We start from the raw sequence: 20,759 nt of genomic DNA, 5'->3' as shown, positions 1-20,759 counted from the left end.
ATTTATTTTAAATTAATAACCTGGATTTTGTTGTTCTCTCAATTCAGGTGTCGCTGTTAATTCAACGATTGGAATTGGAAAAGTAAACCTGTAGTCTGTGACATCTAAAGAACATGCATTATTAACAGCACAATCTGCCGGAGCTCTTTCTATTCCTCTGTTACCACGCTCACCTAATCTCTTAAGGTCCTTATACCGGTGTCCTTCATAAGCTAACTCAATTCTTCTTTCGTCCAGAATAGCACCAAAAGCTTCAGTCTTACTTGCATAAACTGGTATCTGAGTATCAGCGCCTAATCTTAAGTCTCTTAATTGCTTAATAAGAGCAGCAGCATCTTCTAACCGATCCATAGCAACATATGCCTCTGCAAGAATTAACAACATTTCAGATGCTCTGAAAACTTTCAAATCATTCATCAACGGTTGAGATTCAGAACCAGAATATTTATCAATTACCGGAACCTCTGTCGTTGACTCGGGATGAAGCAAAACATTAAAACGTACATCAGCAGGATTTAATTCATTTAATAAAGACTGACTCATTACATAATAAACTCCCCCGTCTGGTCCAGGACCTGTAAATGCCCAATTAACTCCAACATAACCGGCACCGGCAGGACTTCCTGAAGCTCCCTGTTGGTCATAGTTATCACCAATTGTACGTTCCAGTTCAAAAATAATTTCAGTATTTCCTTCATCCTCCCAAATATTTTCATACTCTAAAGAATCGGCTATTGCGTAGTCTTCTAACAATTCTGAAGCATAGGTAGCAGCGTCAGGATAATTCTCACGGTATGCAGCCATACGAGCACGTAAGGCAGTAACAAAATCCTGACTCACAAAAGTTGCATTTGACTCCTCAACCAGAAGGTCTTCAGCTTTATTTAAATCATCTTTAATAAAAGCAAAAATTTCTCCATTTGTACTTCTAAGAACAGCTTCATCATTAATCGACGGCACATAATCAACTAAAGGCACACCTAGAGCTGAATCATCAGCATAATCAGTTGTGAAATAAGACTGTAACTGGAAGTAGAAAAATGCACGAAGCGCATAAGCCTGACCAAGAATACTATTATATTTCTCTTGTTGACCCTCTGACGGCTCAATACCTTGTGCTCCTTCAATTACCCTGTTAACCGCGTTAATAGCGGCATAATTACTTGTCCAAATCACAGCTGGGCCAGCAGACGAAGGATTTAAAACGAAACCATAATCCGACTGTCCCTGCCCTCCATTTTCCGGTGCATCAATACTCACCTCGTCTGTCCAGATAGTAGTGAAATAGATTTCCGGGTTAAGATCAAATTGTGCGTAAACCCCTGTTAATCCAAGTTCAAGGTCATTAACATTTTCATACGCTTGTTCTGCCGGTAAACGTCCCGGTTGATCAATTTCTATCGCATCATCACAACTTCCAAAGAAGAACAGAAGACCGACAACATAAATTAGATTTAATTTTTTCATTTTTTATTTTTTTTTAAAAAGCTAATTCTACTCCCAATGAAATAATTCTTGGTGTTGGGTAATCCCATTGAGCACTCTGTAAAGCCTCTACATCAAATCCCCTCCATTCAGAAAAAGTAACTAAATTCTCAGCGTTGGCGAATATTCTTAATTGATTAAAACCAGTAGGTTCTAAAAATCTATTTGGAACATTATACCCGACACCTAAAAACCTGATCCTTAAGTGATCTGTACTTCGCAAATACCTATCAGAAGTATAAGTGTTAATATTAGTCGCTGTAAGAGAAGGAATATCAGTCACCCTATTTTCTGGAGTCCATGCTCTAGCCAAGTCTCTGTTATGTCTAAAGGTACCTATACTAGAGGGATCCTGATAACCCGCAAGATCAAAATCAAATCTATCCCCACCTACGGCATAGTTAAACTGAGACTGTATAAAGAAACCTTTGTAATCCATGTTTATACCAAAACTTCCAGTATAATCAGGATAAATGTTTTTATCAGTCCACACTCTATCGGTATCAGTATTAGGAGTTTCTGTAACATCTCCGTCTGCTGTATAAAACAACACATTTCCATTAGCTGGGTTCACACCTGCAAATCTAATAACATAAATTTCTCCAAACTTTCCACCTTCACGTCCAATGTCTTCAATTACTCCAGTTTCACTTGGAAGATCAACGAATTCTTGTTTGTTATAATTCCCTACGAAATTCACATCCAAATTAAATCCTCCAGGACCACCTCTTAGAACATCATATTTAAGGTTCACATCATACCCCTGGTTTGTTAAAGAACCAATGTTTGTATTAATACCGGTTGTAGCATTAATTGCTGAAACTGGCATACTCTGGAACAAATCTTCTGTTTTTTTCCAATAAGCATCAAAAGACCCTCTCAACCTCCTGTTGAAAACTTCAAAATCAACACCAACATTCGTTTGTGTCACAGTTTCCCACTTAAGGGTAGGGTTTCCAATTTGACTAAGGAAAATTGCATTCTCTCCTCCATATCCAACACCAGAAGCAAATAAACTCTTCCCTAAATCTGGACCTGAGAAATATGTATCTCCTGTAATTCTTTGGTTTCCGGCAGTACCATGAGATGCACGTAGTTTAAGAATATCAAAAACAGAGCCATCCATAAAATCTTCATTATTAATGTTCCATCTTGCGGAAACAGAATAGAAAGTCCCCCATTTATTGGCATCCGGGAATCTATAAGAAGCATCACGTCTCACTGTCGCACCTAAACCATAGGTAGTATCATAATCATAGTTTATTTGACCAAAATAGGAGAAAAGCCCTGCATTTCTGCTAGTAGCAAATGCTTCATCAGTATACCAGTCATTTTGAGAGTTATCACTAATAAAACCAGCACCGTCTCCCAAAGCAAAAGTTTTTGAGAATAAACCGTTAGCTGTGTAGCCAAAACTTCTTAGGTGAGCTTTGAAATACTCTGTAAATACTCCTACATCAAGAGTATGCTTATCCCAGGACTCATTAAAGTTAAGAGAGGCTACCTGGTTGTAACTAAACACCCTACGGCTGCTCTGAGTCTGCCGGCCATCATTGTCATTACCTGTTTCAGCAAAAAGAGCGATGTTAAAAGACTCTGAAGGAACCGCCTGAACATAAATTTCATTTTCATAATCTGCACTCATTACAATACTAGCAGACAAATAGTCGGTGATATTATAATTAGCATTAAAACTTCCTAATATTTTTACTTCTTCATCAGCCTGTCTGAAGTACTTTAATTTATCCATTAACATATATGGAGTCGCGGTAAAAGATGCTACAGGTGCCTCAGCCCATTCTTCATATCCTGAAGGCAACACATAAGGCAAGGCTTGAAAAGCTCCCAAAACAAAATTTTGGTTTACTCCACCCGTTCCAATACTACTAGGTTCATTTGAATTAGAATAATTTATAGAAAAACTAGATCCATAATTAAACTTGTCATTATCTGATTTTCCAGTGATGTTATTTCTAAAGTTGAATCTCTTCAAATCTGAACCTTTTAAGATTCCCTGAGTATCATAGAAACCAAGCGATGTAAATTGAGTAGCTCTTTCTCCACCACTAGAAAGATTAAGGGTATTATTCTTAGTAATACCAGTTCTGAAGAAATGGTTAAGCCAATCTGCAGATTCAGCTGAAGCAATTTCTTCTTCACTCATTGAAGCACCTCTTCCTGACCCGTAAAGATTTTCTAATCCAAGCTCCTCTGGTGCATTGTTTAAGTCATAATCATGATCTTGAAGTTTATTCCAACTTATAATGGATGTAGCACTGATTTGTAACGGAGAATCAAAATTCCCTTGTTTAGTTTCAATGATCACCACACCGTTAGCACCACGGTTACCGTAGATAGCAGTTGCACCTGCATCTTTTAGCACAGAGATCGATGCGATATCCTGAGGGTTCAAACTACGAAAGTTACTTTCATCAACAGGGATACCGTCGATAAGAAATAATGGCTGAGTATTACCATTGATAGAGTTAACACCTCTAAGGTTAATCACAGAAGCCGCTCCTGGCTGACCACTGTTTGTAGAAATGTTCAATCCCGCAACTTGTCCAGATAAAGTCTGCACAACACTGGCATTAGGTCGATTCTCAATAGATTCCGAACTAACAGTAATTGATGCAATATTAGACTTCTCCTTTGTCGAGGTGCGATAACCCTGTACAATAACCTCATCAAGCTCGGCAGCATCAGGGCTTAGAGTTACATTAATTGTATTAAGATTAGCAATAGGATATTCTATAGTTTCAAAACCAAGGTAAGAAAAAACAAGAATCTCATTCTCACTAGCCCTAATACTATAATTCCCATCGAAATCAGTCTGTGTCCCTCTATTTGTGTTTTTAACAAGTACGTTAACTCCAGGTAAGGGCAAACCTTCAGAATCGGTAACCATCCCGGCTATCGTTCTGTCTTGCGCAAACGAAATTTGCACCACCAACACCAGTAATAGTGTTAGTATTCCACTTAATCTTCTTTTCATTTTATAAATTATTTGAATTAGCCAACGCCAAAAATGGTAATAAAATCTTAATAAAACAAGGTTGGCTTATAAACTAAGCTGTTAATTATTTAAGAAGTTGATGAAACTCCACATCTATAACCTTATAGTTGATAAAATTAATTTCTCGATTTTGCCGTTATAGCTGAAAAAAAGAGATTTCTTTAATAATAAAACACAAACATCTAAGTTGTTCTATATTGAACAAATTGAACACAGCTTTTCAACATAAGACTTTCCCGCTGTTTTGAAATTTCTACTTTTGCAGCTACCTTAATATTTAAGGAATTTACATTTCTTCTTAATTCAGCTTTCCCATGTTAGCAAAGAGCTTTTCTAAACTTCCACTAGAATGCGGCACAGATGAAGCCGGCAGGGGTTGCCTTGCAGGGCCGGTAACTGCGGCTGCCGTTATCCTACCTAAAAATTTCCGGAATAAGATCATCAATGACTCAAAGCAGCTCAATGCACTTTCCAGAAATAAATTACAGAAAATCATCAGGGAAAAGGCAGTCTGTTATTCGGTGCAACATATTTATATGGAAGAAATAGACGAAATCAACATCCTAAACGCCTCTATCAGGGCAATGCATAAATGTATAGAAAACCTGAACCCAGTACCCGAATTCATTATCGTAGACGGCAACAGGTTCAAGAACTATAAAGAAGTTCCGCACGAGTGTATTATAAAAGGAGACGGCAAATTTCTAAGTATTGCAGCAGCGTCAATTTTAGCCAAGACTTACAGAGACGAATTCATGACCAGGATTCACGAAGAATATCCCATGTACAACTGGAAACAAAATAAAGGCTACCCCACAATTGAACATCGCGAAGCCATCAAAAAATACGGAGTCACAAAATACCACCGCAAAAGCTTTAAGCTCCTGCCCGAGCAACTGGAACTTTCTCTTTAAAATTTACTACATTCAACTTCCCATGAAGAAGATCCTGACATTTTTCACCATCCTGTTATTCTTTTCCTGCGCCAACGAAGCCCCGGTTTCGGGAGAACTTACCGATTTTTTGCCCCAGGATCCGGCGGTAATAGTGCAGATGGAAAACCCCGATCTTTTCTTCAGCAATATTCAAAACAACGATTTTCTCAAGCTCAATTCCAAAAATGAACTTTACCTTAAAATTAAAGAAGGACTCGAGATCCTGAAATATTTCCCTCATCAAAAAGAGGCATTACTCGTCTTTGATCCTAAAGCCGAAAAATCCCTGGATTTTCTATTTATTAGTCGCGATAACCTCAAACCTAAAAACCTTGACTCTATCCCCAACCGGCAGGTAGAAACAATGAACTTTGATGATCTCGAGGTGCAAAAATATGTTTTGGAAGGTAAAATGGCTTTTTCAACATATATAGATAGCATTAGTTTGTTAAGCAGCTCCCTGCCCCTGTTAAAAGAAACCGCCCGGGGCAATTCAGCCTTGAGTAAAGATCTACAGGTGGCTTTCAAAGCGGCCTCTCCCAAAAAAACTTCTGTATTTCTGAATTCCGATAAAGCAGCTCTTTTCCTTAAAAAGCTCTTTTTAACACCCTTTTCAAACTTTACAAAATGGACTGTCGTTGATACCGACATTTCCCAGAACGACATCAGGCTTAACGGCATCACTATTGCTTCCGATTCTCTTCCGCGCCTCATCAATGTCTTCAAGGGAGTAGGGACTTCAAAAAACACCCTGGCCAATATCACTCCCGTGACCAGCTCCGGATTCAATTCCATAAGCTTTCAGGATTTTAAAAAATTGAATGAGAATTTGCTCTTTTTGAGAGGTAAGGAAACAGAAACTACCTTTACTGAAGAAATCTCCCTCCTCAAAGCAGCCAGCGAAGCAGGAAGTATTCATCTTGCTGAAGGTTTAGTATTTGCTATACGCTCTTCGGAAGCTGAAAATGGCCTGCAGACATTAAATTATGAGCCGGAACAAACTGAAGAATTCCGTGGGCTACCCATCTATAAATTCCCTCATTCTAATTCTTTTTCCGAAATATTTCAGCCGCTACTGAATCCAAAAGACCTCCAATTTTTGACATTTTTGGATAGTTACATACTCTTTTCTGAAACTTCCGAAGCATTGAAAGAAGTGATTGCCGCTGTTCAGGATGATCTCGTATTGTCAAATACCGAAGCTTACAAAACCTCTTCAGAAAACCTCAGTTCAGAAGCTTCACTTTTGATAATCCGGAACAACCAGGCAGAAGGAACAAATGAAACAGAGCAACTTGACTACACTAATTACCCCATTACGGCAGTCCAATATATTTACCAGGACAATTTTGCCCACCTGCACAGTGTGGTGGCGAGGAGCGCTGCTCTAAAAACCGACAAACCTACTTCGCAGGCCGCGAGTGTTGCCCTGGCGGCAGCCCTGAACTCTCCGCCTGTCTTCTTCAAAAACCATCGCTCTAACGGAATGGATATTGTAGCGCAGGATGTTCAAAATACGCTGTACCTCATTTCGCCCGAAGGAAAGATTTACTGGAAAAAAGACCTGGGATCTCCCATTTTAGGAGAAGTACAAACGGTAGATATTTTAAAAAATGGCAGATATCAACTTGCCTTTGCGACTCAAAATGAAGTTCATGTCATAGATCGTGATGGAAATCCCGTTAAACCTTTCCCTCTTAAGTTTAAAGATAAGATTACCCAGCCTTTATCTGTCTTTGATTACGACAAGAAGCGCGATTACCGGTTTGTGGTTACGCAGGGGCGCGACGTTTATATGTATGACCGCAAGGGAAAAAGTGTAACAGGATTCAATTTCTCTAAAGCTTCTTCGGAAATTATTCAGCCTCCAAAACACATAAGGATTGGTCGCAAAGATTATATCGTAATTCCTGAAACTTCAGGGAAGCTGAATATTCTCAGCCGCACCGGAAATATTCGTGTTCCCGTGAAAGAAAGCCTGGAATTTTCAGAAAATGACTGGTTTGAGTACAATGGGAATTTTGTTTCTACGAACACTTCAGGCAAGATCATAAAGATCAGCGAAGAGGGAAATGTAAAAAAGGAAGATCTTGGCCTGGCCGAAAACACCCGCATCACAGCCACCGAAAAAACCCTGGTCACGCTTTCAGAAAATGAACTCAGTATAAAAGGCAATGCTGTGACCCTGGACTTCGGGCTCTACGCCCATCCGCAGATCTTCTTCCTCAACAATAAGATCTACGTCTCAGTAACCGATCTTCAAGCTAAAAAGGTGTATCTGTTTGACAGCAACGCCAGTCTAATAGAGGGGTTCCCCATTTACGGAACTTCTTTAACAGACCTCTCCAATGCCGACGCGGATGCCGCTTTGGAATTGGTGGTTCAGGGCGAAGAGAATGAGGTTTTGGTTTATGAGGTTCAGTGATCAGGAGTAGGCAGTAAATGTCAACTAAACTCTTCAGAAAAGAAGAACAGAAAAAATATTCCCCCGGCCTTAGCCCAAAAAGTTTACATAGTTGGTACTCCACCAACCTTGAACTTTAAAATTTGAACCTTAAACCAACACCGCTTCAAAAAGGGCAGAAAAATGCTTCTTTATTTTCTGCTTCACCTCCTCTAGCGGGACTTCCTTCACCCCCAGCTCTACATTTAATGACGTCACGGCCTTTCCTTTAATTCCGCAGGGAATAATATTGTCAAAATAGCCAAGATCGGTATTTACGTTAAAGGCAAAGCCGTGCATGGTAACCCAGCGGCTGGCTCGTACCCCCATAGCGCAGATTTTACGGGCAAAAGGGGTTTCGCTATCCAGCCACACTCCTGTTTCCCCTTTACTGCGGCCTGCTTTGATCCCGTACTCTTTAAGAGTGAGAATTATTGTTTCCTCAAGAAGCCTTAAGTATTTATGGATGTCTGAAAAGAAATTTTCGAGATCAAGTATCGGGTAGCCCACAATTTGCCCCGGACCATGGTAAGTAATATCCCCGCCCCTGTTGATCTTGTAAAAGGTGGCATTTTTTTGCCCCAGTTGTTCTTCGTTGATAAGAAGGTGCGATATATCACCGCTTTTTCCGAGGGTATAAACGTGGGGGTGTTCTACAAAAAGCAGGTGGTTTTTAGTCGGCTTTTCAGTTCCTTCCCTGCGGTTGGCAATCTTCTGGTCGAGGATTCGCTGGAACAGTTTTTCCTGGTACTCCCATATCTCTTTATAATCCCGCTGCCCTAACTCCTCAAATTCAATATTTCTGTTCAAATCTTCTTTCTTTACCTGCCTTTGTTGTTATTCAGGATGATGAGTGCGGCAATCACTCCCGGCACCCAGCCTAAAAGCGTAAGGATAAGCACAATAAGAATAGACCCACAACCTCTGTCTATCACAGCCAGGGGTGGAAAAAGAATTGACAATATTACTCTCCAAAGACTCATAGGCAGCTACAAAGATATTAAAAACTACACCAACTAGATAAGCCGTTTGCCCGGTAAAAAACAATTGATTGGTTGCTGTATAGTCTGTATCTTTGCAAGTCGAATTTTGAACTAAAGAAAATGCATTTATCTGAACAGGAACTCATTCGCCGGGAGAAACTCGATTCCCTGCGAAAACTGAATATCGACCCTTATCCCGCGGCCCTTTATCCCGTTGATCATACTACTTCGGAAATTAAAGCTGAATTTGAAGAGGACAAGAAGGTGATCATTGCCGGAAGACTTATGTCTAGAAGAATACAGGGAAAGGCTTCTTTTGCTGAAATTCAGGACTCCACCGGAAGGATTCAGGTTTATTTTAACCGTGACGAGATTTGCCCGGGAGACGATAAAAGCAAGTATAACGACATTTATAAAAAACTGCTCGATATTGGCGATTTCATTGGGATTGAAGGCAAGCTTTTCAAGACACAGGTAGGAGAAAAGACTGTAATGGTCGAAAATTTTACCCTTTTGAGCAAGTCTTTAAAACCTCTTCCGCTTCCAAAGACCGACAAAGAAGGAAAAACCTATGACGAGTTTAACGATCCCGAACTGCGTTACCGCCAGCGTTACGCCGATTTGGTGGTGAACCCCAAAGTAAAGGAGATCTTTGTAAAAAGGACAAAGTTGTTCAACGCCATGCGCAACTTCTTTAACGACAAAGGTTACTTTGAGGTGGAGACCCCAATTCTTCAATCAATTCCGGGGGGAGCGGCTGCGCGGCCTTTCATCACGCATCACAACGCGCTCGATATTCCGCTTTACCTTCGCATTGCCAACGAGCTTTATTTAAAAAAGCTTATCGTGGGTGGTTTTGACGGGGTGTATGAGTTTTCCAAAAACTTCAGAAATGAAGGAATGGATCGCACGCACAACCCAGAATTTACTGCAATGGAGATCTATGTAGCTTATAAGGACTACAACTGGATGATGGAGTTTACCGAAAATCTCCTGGAACACTGCGCTGTTGCCGTAAACGGAACTACCGAAGCCACTTTTGGAAAACACCAGGTAGATTTTAAAGCCCCTTACGCCCGGGTAACCATGACCGATGCCATTAAAAAATTCACCGGATTTGACATTACAGGCAAGTCTGAAAAAGAACTTTTTGAAGCCGCAAAAGGCATGGGCATTGAGGTTGATGAAACCATGGGCAAAGGAAAGCTCATAGACGAGATCTTTGGCGAGAAATGTGAGGGCAACTTCATACAGCCTACGTTCATTACAGATTATCCAAAAGAAATGAGTCCGCTTTGTAAGGAACACCGCGAAAATCCGGAACTTACCGAGAGATTTGAGCTTATGGTCTGCGGAAAAGAGATTGCAAACGCTTATTCTGAATTGAACGATCCAATAGATCAGCGCAACAGGTTCGAGGAGCAGCTGAAGCTTTCTGAAAAAGGCGACGATGAGGCAATGTTCATTGACAATGACTTTTTACGCGCCCTGGAATACGGAATGCCACCAACTTCGGGCCTTGGTATAGGAATGGACAGGTTGATCATGTTCCTTACCAACAAACAATCTATACAGGAAGTACTTTTCTTCCCCCAAATGAAGCCCGAAAAGAAAGCAGCCACGCCAAAACCCGAAGATTTTATCAAAATCGGGGTGCCGCAGGAGTGGGTTGATACGGTAATGCACGAATTTGGTACGGTTGCCAAACTTCAGGAGAACAAACCCACCCAGGTACATCAAAAACTCAACGGCCTGCGCAAAAAAAATAAACTTCCCGTCTCTGCCCTGCAGCTGGAAGAGGTAGAAAAGTGGTTCTAAAATGCCATTTTTGACAGTCTTTAAAAAGGAACCTTTGGGTTCCTTTTTAGCTTCAGGCTTTTCAATTTTAAATAAAATCTTGGCTCCTGGTTCTTGCGCAACAATGTATTAGTTAATGGCCGGGCAGCCACAGTGATACCGGGTGCGCGGGGCTCCAAAATTATAACCAAGCGTGATTTGATGAAAGCCGCTGTTGCTAAAAACCACCTCATTGAACTGCCGGGAATAAGTGTAACCAACTAAGAATTTTCGGTATTCCACCCCTGCAAAAGGAGTAAAATATCTCGGGTTTTCCAGGTCTCCTTCCATTTTAACGAGCCCCTGCCGGTAAGACAGGCCGGCCCATATTTGTCCCAGTTCAAAATTGCGGTAAGCCTTCAGGTTGACATCCGCAATTTTTTCCGAAGTGTCTTCAACGAGCTGCAACATGGCCGAAGGCTCAATAAACCAATCGTATGCCGGGGAGATGATGTAACCGGCAGTTAAATAATACCGACGTAGATTACTGGCAATCCCCGTACTGTTGAAAAGTTCTTCTTTTACTGGCAAAAGATTCTTTGCAGTGACATGCACATAAAGATCTTTATTGAAATATGACATTCCCACATCCATATTCGCATAGCTCACCGAAATTTTCTCCTGCCCTAAAAGGGGATCGGGCTGCGTAAACCCAGACGGGTCAAGGCGGTGTTGAATTACCCCTGCGCTAATCCCAAAACTCAGTCTATGCAACTGCAAATCTCCCGCAGGCAGCCGTAAATGATAAGCGAAGGCACCATAAACGCCCGATTTAGAAAAATTGCCGTTCTGGTCATTGAAAAGAATGGCACCAACACCTTCTTTATTGCCCATTCGGCCATTGATCGTAAGGCTTTGCATTCCCGGGGCATCATCAACATCAAACCACTGCTGCCTGGCTGTTAACCGCAGCTGATTGGTAAGTGCCGCACCCGCAAGCGAAGGATGCAACAGGAAAAGATTGTCTGTAAGATAATCTGAATAAGTAGGAATGATCTCCTGGGCTGCACTTTCCCGGAAATGAAGTAAAGCCCCAAAGATCACCCCCCAAAAAAGGCATTTTAAACACTTATTTTTTTTCTTTGGCCGCAACAGTTAACGTTTTAATGAAAAATGCCCTTTTACAGGCTCAAAACCCTCAATAAAAATCTGGTACCAGTAGTCTTCTGAAGGCAATTCCTTTCCATTGTGAAGCCCGTTCCATGAAAACGTGGCCCCGCTTCCGGCAGCCAGTAACTTCCCGTACCTGTCAAAAATCCTGATCTCTGAACTGCTGAAATATTCAACGCCTTTTAGTTCAAAACTATCATTGAAACCATCACTGTTGGGGGTGATGAACTGAGGGACGACAAGATGAGGGAATTCTTCAGAAACAGTCTTACATCCCTCGAGATCCCGAACATAAGCCGTATAAATTCCGCCGGGGATATTCTGAAAAATATTCGACTGCTGAAAGTTGACCCCATCGAGAGAAAATTCAAATTCCCCGGGGTTCGCTGTTTTTATGATAACGCTACTGGCTTCCGAAGTAACTTTGGAAATTTCGGCAAGATTAACCGCAGTAACTTCAAATGTGCTCACGGCACTGCACCCGTTGGAATTTGTAAGGCTTACCGAATAATTACCGGGTTGTGTCACAGAAATTGTCATGCCCACGGCACCTGTGCTCCAGGTATAGGTGAAATTTCCGGGGGTGGCAGCGAGTTGAGTCGGGCTGCCGGTACATAACAACAGGGTTTCATGTTTGGGCTGGGGCGCAGGAAAAACCTGTAAAGTCACCGGCGTGCGGGGCCCGGGAATGCAGTTAAAGCCGGTTTTCGCGGCTTCGGCATAATAAGTTCCGGCGGCTGCAGGCACAAAAGTATTTCCCGTTGCCACCTCAACACCCCCCGTGGCACTGTTGTACCAGGTTACCAACTCATCATTCGCCGTACTCACCACCAGCGAGGGAAAAGCTTCTCCGTCGCATATTTTCTTATTCCCGCCACTAACCGGTGCTAAAGGGGTTTTTACAATATTTACGGCAAAAGGCTCAGAAACCGAACTACAGAGATTACTGTTCAGGTTAACCGAACTTTCGGCAACTTTAACCCTGTAGTACCGGGTGGTATGAATCTGCGGAGAAGTATAGACATTGTTTGTTTGGCCGGGAATGTCCTGCCAGTTACTTTCATCAAAGCTTTCCTGCCATTGAAAAGCGTGGGTGTTGTACACGCTATGATCTGGTGTGGCAGTGAGTTGTACACTTACGGGAGCAGCGGGTTCGCACACCTCCAAAGTGCTGCCGGGAGTTGCGGCAGAGGTTACTTTTGTGAGATCCCCGCAGGACCTGAAGATTATATCATCAATGGCGAGATCGTTCCCACAGCCACCAATTCCGTTATTGTACATTTTGAGGATGACCAGATCCTGCCCTGCCTGTGATTGAAAAGTCAGCGCAAACTGCTCCCAGTAGGGCGAGTTCGAAGAATGTATGTCTCCCGTATCTCCCTCGGCTAATAAAAAGGTATCTGTTTTATCCCAAATCTGGAACTTCACATTGATGGGAATCCCGCCGTTGGCACAGCTGGTTCGAGCGGGGCTTAAAATATTCATCAGATAGGCAGAGAATTCATAAGTAGTGGCTTCACATAAGCCCGATATTTCTCTGCGGAAAAACAGCCCCGCATTCTTGTCGTCGGCATTAACAATAAGTGCATTGCCGTTAGACAATGTGGTGTTGGGCAGAGAAGAATGCCAGTCTTGAATTCCCTGACCAATTGTACCTGAAATAGTGTAGTAACCGTCCTGAGGATCTCCCGAAACACGCGGGTAACTTGTGGTTCCCGCTGGTAAAGTACCAGACGAAAAATCTTCATGAAAAATAGCATCGCCTTTACTACCGGGACAAAAACCGAGCTGGGAAAAGGCATTTCCGGCGAATAAAAGAAAAACAAGAAAGCTGAAAACCTTCATCTTCCTTCAAAGGTACAAGGAAAGCGATAGACTTTAAGAAATTATTAGCATTTTATTTCAGTTTAAATCTTACTTCTTAAGATTTTATTTTAAACCTTTTAATGCCTGTCCTGTCAAAGACTAAGCAAAGTGCATCTCTTTTTATTTAACAGCTTCGGGTTAGGCAACTGCAAACTGTTTCTTTAAATTGAGCCATTCTTAACTAAAATTTTACACTTAATGAACAACCGACTATTGTTCCGGCTGGTACTCGTTTTTTTCTCTTTTTCACTAACGAGCTGTGCCGTCTTTCAACCTGAAAAGGACAAAAAGAACGCTACAGCAGCCAAAGCTTCTGAAAAAGAAAAGAACGGGGTCAAGCCTTACGACAAGGTGATCACCAAAAAAGCCAAATCGGATTCCGGATTATTTACAGTACATCAAATTGATGACGATTATTACTACGAGATCCCAGACAGCCTCTTTAACCGGGAAATGCTCATGGTGACTCGAATTGCCCAGACTGCCTCGGGTATTGGCTTTGGGGGTGGAAAACAGAATGAACAGGTGCTTCGCTGGGAAAAGAAGAACAAAAACGTGCTGCTTCGCGTTGTCTCCCATGATGTTTATGCCGCCGATTCGCTTCCGGTGCACGAAGCTGTGGTGAACTCAAACTTTGAACCCATACTTTTCTCGTTTGACATTGAAGCCTTCCGTAAAGATTCTGTGAACAACTCTACGGTAATCAAGGTGACCGACCTTTACACCAAAGATGTGCAGGCCCTTGGTTTTCCTGAAAGACGCAGGAAAGACTATAAAATAAGCCGTCTTGACGACAGCCGGTCTTACATAGACACCATCAGGAGCTATCCTGAAAATATTGAAGTGCGCCACGTAAAGACCTATAACGCCGGGGAACCGCCATCAAACTCCCACACCGGATCTATTTCAGTAAAAATGAGCAACTCCATGATCCTGCTTCCAAAAGTACCCATGGAAAGAAGGTATTTTGACGAGCGGGTAGGCTGGTTCACATCAAGCCAGACAGATTACGGTCTTGATGCTCAAAAAAGTGAAACCGTGCGCTACCTTGACCGCTGGAGACTGGAGGTGAAGGAAGAAGACATGGAGAAATTCAAGCGCGGGGAACTGGTGGAACCTAAAGAACCCATAGTGTATTACGTAGATCGTGCCACTCCAAAACAGTGGATCCCATACATCAAGCAGGGAATTGAAGACTGGCAGGTCGCTTTTGAAGCTGCAGGTTTTAAAAATGCCATTATTGCCAAAGATCCTCCAACAAAAGAAGAAGACCCGGACTGGAGCCCCGAAGATGTTCGTTATTCGGTGGTTCGATATTTAGCTTCCCCCATTCCAAATGCCAACGGGCCGCACGTGAGCGATCCGCGTTCAGGGGAAATTCTGGAGTCAGACATCAACTGGTACCACAACGTGATGACCCTGTTGAGAAACTGGTTCTTTGTGCAAACCGCCGCCATAAACGAAGATGCCCGCAGGGTTGAATTCAAAGATGAGATCATGGGCCGGTTGATAAGGTTTGTATCTTCTCACGAGGTAGGCCACACCCTTGGATTGCCCCACAATATGGGGAGCAGTGTTGCTTACCCGGTGGAATCTCTAAGAGACCCAGAATTCACCCAAAAATATGGAACTGCGCCTTCTATCATGGATTATGCGCGTTTCAACTATATCGCCCAGCCCGAAGATGGTGACGTGGCGCTAATGCCAAACATTGGGCCTTACGATAAATATTCTATCATGTGGGGTTACAAACCGATTCCTGAAAAAGAAGGCAAAGAAGAAAAAGAGGTGCTCGATTCATGGATCCTTGAAAAAGCAGGCGACCCGGTATATCGCTTCGGGGCGCAGCAAAGCGGGGTGATAGATCCTACTTCCCAAACCGAAGACCTGGGAGACGACGCTGTGCTTGCCAGCCAGTACGGGATCAAAAACCTGAAAAGAATAGTTCCCAACCTCATCGAATGGACTGCCGAAAAAGGTAAGGATTACGAAGACCTTGAAACCATGTATGAGCAGGTACTTAGCCAGTACAACCGCTATATGGGCCACGTTGCTGCCAATGTGGGCGGGGTGATCAAAGAAACCAAGACCTACGACCAGGAAGGTGCCGTGTATTTTCACGTCACTCCCGAAAAGCAGGAAAACGCCATGAATTTCCTTCAGGATGAGTTGTTCTCAACGCCTGAATGGTTGATTGATCAGGAGATCTTTAACCGGATTGAATTCGACGGAAACGTGGAAAGGATCAGAAACACCCAGGAGCGCACTTTGAACAACCTGCTTGACTTCGGAAGAATGGCTAGATTGATCGAGAACCGCGAAATGAACGGCAGCGATGCTTACGGACTTCTGGAGATGATGCAGGACCTAAGAACCGGGATCTGGAGTGAATTGAGAAGAGGACAAAACATTGACACCTACCGAAGAAATCTCCAGCGGGCTTACATTGACAGAATGGAATATTTAATGAACGAAGAGCAGGAAGCAATCCCTGCGCGCTACCGTTCATGGGTAACCCGTTCAAACATTGATGTGGCCCAGAGCGATATTCGCCCGGTAGTGAGAGGCGAACTTAAGAAACTTCAGCGTGACCTTCGCAACAGCATTGGTCGCAGCAGAGATACCCTTACCCGTTATCATTTAGAAGACGCTTTGGAAAGGGTGAACCTCATCCTTGACCCAAACAGCTAATTTCGGCTAAATAAATAAGCAAAAGAGCCGGACGTTTGTCCGGCTCTTTTTTTTATACCACCCAAATCCTCACGATCCAGCCTCCAAGCAGCCAGGCATAAGCAATAAAGGCCAGGTATTTCATGATGTTTTCCATAAGCTGACTCTTAGGTGCCATTTCTTTCATGTGCTTTACATCCTTCCTCTTAAAAAAGCCGATGTAAAGCAGAATTCCGGAGATAATGAGGAAAGCCAGGTTCAAAAAGAACGTATAGTCTATCTTGAAGTGTTCGGCCTGCAGGATCTTTACATTGTTTGGATTGGGTAACAAACTCAACAAATCAAAAGAATAATGCAGCAGCAGCGAAGTTCCCACCAGGCTTGTAAACAGCAAAAAGAGGATGAAAAGTGACATTTTCCAGCCGTAATATTTCGCATTGATCCGCAACACCGGAAATACTACAAGATCGCTGAAAATAAAGGCCATTACCCCGGCAAAGCTCACCCCTTTTCCAAAGAGCAGCGCCGCCAGCGGTATATTTCCCATAGAGCCTATAAAGGTTAGGAAAGCCGCCACGGGCCCAACAATGATATGCTCTAAAATGGTAAAAAAGCTGTGGCTTTCCACTTCTGGCCCGCTGTTGATGAAGAGGGTCCTAAAGAAGGAATCTGGCACGAAAGCCGCAACAATTCCGGCGATGGTGAACCCTATGGTCACATCCTTCCACACCATCTTCCACTCCATCGCATACTGCTTCGCCACTTTTGCCCAGGCCGTTTCCGACTTCATTTTCTCCTTCCAGTCTTTGTCTGGTCCTTTTTCGTCATCCTCTTCTCCTTTTAGCCGCTCCCGTGCCTTTTTGATGAGTTTCTTCGGATTGATAAGCCTCACAATAAGCCAGCTGATGAGGATAAGAAGGATTCCTCCCACATATTCCCCAACCACAAACTGCCAGCCCAGGAATATCGCGATGATGATCCCCAGCTCTATCACAAGGTTTGTAGACGCCAGGAGAAAAGCAATTGACGGGATGAAACCTGCGCCCTTTTTGAAGAGGCTTTTGGTAGAAGCAAGGGCTGCAAAACTACAGGAACTGCTGATAAAGCCGAAAAATGTACCCAAGAGAACTCCTTTGGAATCCTTTCCGCCCATGGTCTCCTGCATCTTCTTTTCGGTGACGAAAATTTGTATACCGCTACTAATAAGGTACCCGAGAATGAAGGCCCAAAGGGCCATCCAGAAAAATCCTGTGCTTGTATAAGCTGCTTCTGCCCAGCTCTTCCAAAAATCCTGCATAAGTTTTTCTACACAAATTAATAATTAAAGAAGACTCTTCAAAAATGCCATTTTTGACTAACCTATTTTCGCCCCTCTTAACCTCAGCGCATTTGCAATGACCGAAACCGAACTGAAACTCATTGCCAGGGCAGCGATCATGGGCGAAAGCAAGATTCCGAAGAAGGGATATAAAAGTCCTGCCGCCACGGGCACTCCCAGCGAATTGTAAATGAGGGCAAAGAACAGGTTCTGCTTAATGTTCCTCATCACCTTTTTGCTCAGGTTCTTGGCTTTTACCACCCCGTGCAAATCCCCTTTTACGAGGGTGATTTCGGCACTTTCAATGGCCACATCGGTTCCTGTGCCCATGGCGATGCCAATATCGGCTTTTGCAAGGGCGGGGGCATCATTGATCCCGTCGCCCGCCATGGCTACTTTTTTGCCCCGGGCCTGAAGCCTTGAAACCTCCTCCATCTTGTCCTGCGGCAACATTCCGGCTTTAAAACCCGACAAATGCAGCTCTTTTGCCACTGCCGAAGCCGTAATTTCGTTATCGCCGGTCAACATCACCACTTCCACTCCGGCCTCAATAAGATCTGAAATTGCTTTCCTGCTCGTCTTTTTAATGGGGTCAGTAATGCTAACAAAGCCCGCCACCTGTGAACCTATCGCAATGTAAGAGACTGTTTTTCCCTGTTCCTGCTCCTTTTTCACCTGCTGCTGAAGGCTTTCTGCAACTTCGGCATTTTCCTGCAGCATCAGTTTTTCATTGCCTATGGCGATCTTTTTTTCTTCGGAAATTCCCGTAACTCCTTTTCCGGTTACCGCATTAAAACCGGAAGCTTCAGAAAAAACAATATTCTGTTCTTTCGCGTACCTCACCGTGGCTTCTGCCAGCGGATGCTCACTTTGCGCATTCACTGAAGCCAGATGTTTAATTATAGTTTCTTCTGAAATCTCTCCCGAAGCCACCACTTTTTCTACGGAAGGTTTACCTTCAGTAATGGTCCCGGTTTTATCTATGATGAGCACGTCAATATCATCCATTTGCTCAAGGGACTGGGCGTTCTTGATAAGCACTCCATTTTGTGCGCCTTTTCCCACTCCCACCATGACCGACATGGGTGTGGCCAGGCCAAGCGCACAGGGGCAGGCGATGATGAGCACCGCAATGGCGTTAATGAGGGCGTACACATAGCTGGGCTCGGGCCCAAATGCCGCCCATATAAAAAAAGTGATGACCGAAATAAGCACCACCACCGGCACAAAATATCCCGAAATCTTATCGGCCAGTTTCTGGATGGGTGCCTGTGACCTGCTGGCGTCGTTCACCATTTTAATGATCTGGGCCAGCAGGGTTTCATCGCCCACTTTTTCAGCTTTCATGGTGAAACTCCTGTTGCCGTTTATAGTTCCCGAAGTCACCTTATCGCCCTCGGCTTTTTCCACCGGCACCGGCTCGCCCGTGATCATGGATTCATCGATGTTGGTCTGCCCCTTCTGAATACTTCCGTCTACCGGGATTTTATCTCCGGGCTTTACCCTTAGAATGTCTCCAACCTTGATCTCGTCGGCATGTATCTCCTGCTCTTCGCCATTCACCACCAGCGTGGCCTTATTTGGCGCCAGCTTCAGCAGTTCTTTTATGGCCGAATTTGTGCGGCTGTGGGCTCTTGCCTCCAGCAACTGCCCAAGCAGCACCAGGGTGAGTATCACCGTAGCGGCTTCAAAATAAACGTGAACGGTGCCTTCATGGGTGAGAAATTGCTGCGGAAACCAGCCCGGGAACAGCATTCCAAAAACACTGAACAGCCAGGCCACGCCCGCTCCTATTCCAATAAGCGTGAACATATTCAGGTTCCAGGTCACTATAGACCTGTACGCTCTTTCAAAGAACATCCAGGTGGCATAAAACACCACCGGAATTGACAATACCAGCTGCACCCAGTTCCAGGCTTCAAGGCTCATCCAGTTGTAAATGGGGTTTCCGGGGATCATTTCGCCCATCGCAATTAGAAAAATGGGCAGGGTAAAAGCCACGGCAATTTTGAACTTTTTGAGCAGCTTGTTGTAAGATTTCTTTTCGGCCGAAGCTTCGGGTTCCATGCGCACCAGCTCCATTCCGCAAATAGGGCAGCTTCCGGGTTCATCCTCCACAACCTCGGGGTGCATGGGGCAGGTATACTGTGGCTTATCGGCTTTTAAACTCACTTCCTCCACCAGATCCATTCCGCAGACGGGACAGTCTCCCGGCTGGTTATAGGTCTTATCACCCTCACAGTGCATGGGGCAGTAAAAAGTACCTGTGCCCTTGCCTTTGGGCTTTTCAGGTTTTGGCGGAGCAGTTATATCCTGCCCCGGCAGATAGATGTTGTACCTGCTTCCATCCTTTCTTAGAGCTTCCTGGAAAACACCCACCGGAACTGGCATTTTTGACAAGATCACCGCCTCTGCCTTCTCCAGGTCTACCGAAGCTTCTTGCACGCCTTCCACATTTTTCAGGATTTCTTCCACATGAGTGCGGCAACCATTGCAGGTCATTCCCGTAACCTGGTACTTTTCCTTTTCCCCTGAAGAATGAATATGATACCTGCCCCCATCTTTTTGCAACGCATCTTCAAATACACCTATCTCAATATGCCGCTGCATCTCAATCACCGCTTCAGATTTTTCAAGGTCTACGAAAGCTGATTTCACGCCATCAAGCTTTTGAAGGCTTTCTTCTACATGCGCCCGGCACCCGTTACAGGTCATACCGGTAACTTTGTAGGTATGGGTCATCACAGATCCATCTGTTCCGGAATCTGCTTCAGAAATGCCATTTTTGACAGGTTTCCCTGCGGAAACTTCTTCGGAAGTTCCAGGGGCTAAAATGTGATAATTACCGCCAGCCTGCTGAAGCGCAGTTTCAAAAATATCCCACGGAATATGCCGCTCCATTTCAATAACCGCTTCAGATTTTTCAAGGTCTACAGTAGCATTTTTTACTCCCTCAACCTCCTGAAGTGTTTTCTCAACATGCGCCCGGCAACCGTTACAGGTCATGCCGGTGATTTTATAAGTATGTTTCATTTCTTACACTTTTACATCCCAAAGTTCGGCAGGATTCAAAGCGGAAATGTTATACAATTCTGGA

The 20,759-nt window shown here is 43.7% G+C and carries 12 protein-coding genes; 4 read left to right on the top strand and 8 right to left on the bottom strand.

From position 1 onward, the window contains the following. Positions 1-12: 12 nt before the first annotated feature. Together JRG66_RS09735 and JRG66_RS09730 are read right to left on the bottom strand one after the other, a co-directional pair. Positions 13-1,467 (bottom strand): RagB/SusD family nutrient uptake outer membrane protein, encoded by a 1,455-nt coding sequence (locus JRG66_RS09735; protein WP_265162582.1) that lies wholly within the window; start codon positions 1,465-1,467, stop codon positions 13-15. Between the two features lie 13 nt (positions 1,468-1,480). After that, complete coding sequence (locus tag JRG66_RS09730) at positions 1,481-4,480, bottom strand: SusC/RagA family TonB-linked outer membrane protein (protein ID WP_265162581.1); 3,000 nt, start codon at positions 4,478-4,480, stop codon at positions 1,481-1,483. 335 nt (positions 4,481-4,815) lie between these two features. On the opposite strand from JRG66_RS09730, the gene rnhB reads away from it, so the two are divergent. Together rnhB and JRG66_RS09720 are read left to right on the top strand one after the other, a co-directional pair. Then, positions 4,816-5,415 (top strand): ribonuclease HII, encoded by a 600-nt coding sequence (gene rnhB / locus JRG66_RS09725; RefSeq protein WP_265162580.1) that lies wholly within the window; start codon positions 4,816-4,818, stop codon positions 5,413-5,415. 22 nt (positions 5,416-5,437) lie between these two features. Beyond that, positions 5,438-7,861, top strand: coding sequence for a hypothetical protein (locus tag JRG66_RS09720; RefSeq protein WP_265162579.1), 2,424 nt, complete (start codon positions 5,438-5,440; stop codon positions 7,859-7,861). 129 nt (positions 7,862-7,990) lie between these two features. Here the strand turns inward: JRG66_RS09720 and lipB are convergent, their stop codons facing one another. Further along, positions 7,991-8,689, bottom strand: a complete 699-nt coding sequence (gene lipB, locus JRG66_RS09715) for a lipoyl(octanoyl) transferase LipB (protein ID WP_265162578.1) — start codon at positions 8,687-8,689, stop codon at positions 7,991-7,993. An 11-nt stretch (positions 8,690-8,700) separates the two neighbouring features. Further along, positions 8,701-8,862, bottom strand: coding sequence for a YqaE/Pmp3 family membrane protein (locus JRG66_RS09710; protein WP_265162577.1), 162 nt, complete (start codon positions 8,860-8,862; stop codon positions 8,701-8,703). A gap of 120 nt (positions 8,863-8,982) precedes the next feature. Here JRG66_RS09710 and lysS point away from each other — a divergent pair, with 120 nt between their 5' ends. Further along, the gene (lysS, locus tag JRG66_RS09705; protein ID WP_265162576.1) at positions 8,983-10,680 is read left to right on the top strand and encodes a lysine--tRNA ligase; all 1,698 of its coding nucleotides are present in this window, start codon (positions 8,983-8,985) and stop codon (positions 10,678-10,680) included. A gap of 108 nt (positions 10,681-10,788) precedes the next feature. Here the strand turns inward: lysS and JRG66_RS09700 are convergent, their stop codons facing one another. Continuing rightward, complete coding sequence (locus tag JRG66_RS09700; RefSeq protein ID WP_265162575.1) at positions 10,789-11,742, bottom strand: PorP/SprF family type IX secretion system membrane protein; 954 nt, start codon at positions 11,740-11,742, stop codon at positions 10,789-10,791. Between the two features lie 51 nt (positions 11,743-11,793). Continuing rightward, entirely contained in the window at positions 11,794-13,653 is a 1,860-nt protein-coding gene (locus tag JRG66_RS09695; protein ID WP_265162574.1) for a T9SS type B sorting domain-containing protein, read from the bottom strand. 219 nt (positions 13,654-13,872) lie between these two features. On the opposite strand from JRG66_RS09695, the gene JRG66_RS09690 reads away from it, so the two are divergent. Then, complete coding sequence (locus JRG66_RS09690; RefSeq protein ID WP_265162573.1) at positions 13,873-16,365, top strand: zinc-dependent metalloprotease; 2,493 nt, start codon at positions 13,873-13,875, stop codon at positions 16,363-16,365. Between the two features lie 52 nt (positions 16,366-16,417). On the opposite strand, the gene JRG66_RS09685 is transcribed toward JRG66_RS09690, so the two are convergent. Next, complete coding sequence (locus tag JRG66_RS09685; RefSeq protein ID WP_265162572.1) at positions 16,418-17,641, bottom strand: permease; 1,224 nt, start codon at positions 17,639-17,641, stop codon at positions 16,418-16,420. A 57-nt stretch (positions 17,642-17,698) separates the two neighbouring features. Beyond that, positions 17,699-20,695 carry a heavy metal translocating P-type ATPase gene (locus JRG66_RS09680; RefSeq protein WP_265162571.1) on the bottom strand — a complete coding sequence of 999 codons (2,997 nt, stop codon included), beginning with the start codon at positions 20,693-20,695 and terminating at the stop codon, positions 17,699-17,701. Positions 20,696-20,759 lie beyond the last annotated feature (64 nt).

The sequence above is a fragment of the Salinimicrobium tongyeongense genome (assembly GCF_026109735.1).
In the GTDB taxonomy this organism is placed as follows: domain Bacteria; phylum Bacteroidota; class Bacteroidia; order Flavobacteriales; family Flavobacteriaceae; genus Salinimicrobium; species Salinimicrobium tongyeongense.
The sequence above is the reverse complement of the archived record's forward strand: the minus strand, read 5'-3'. Positions and strand labels throughout refer to the sequence as shown.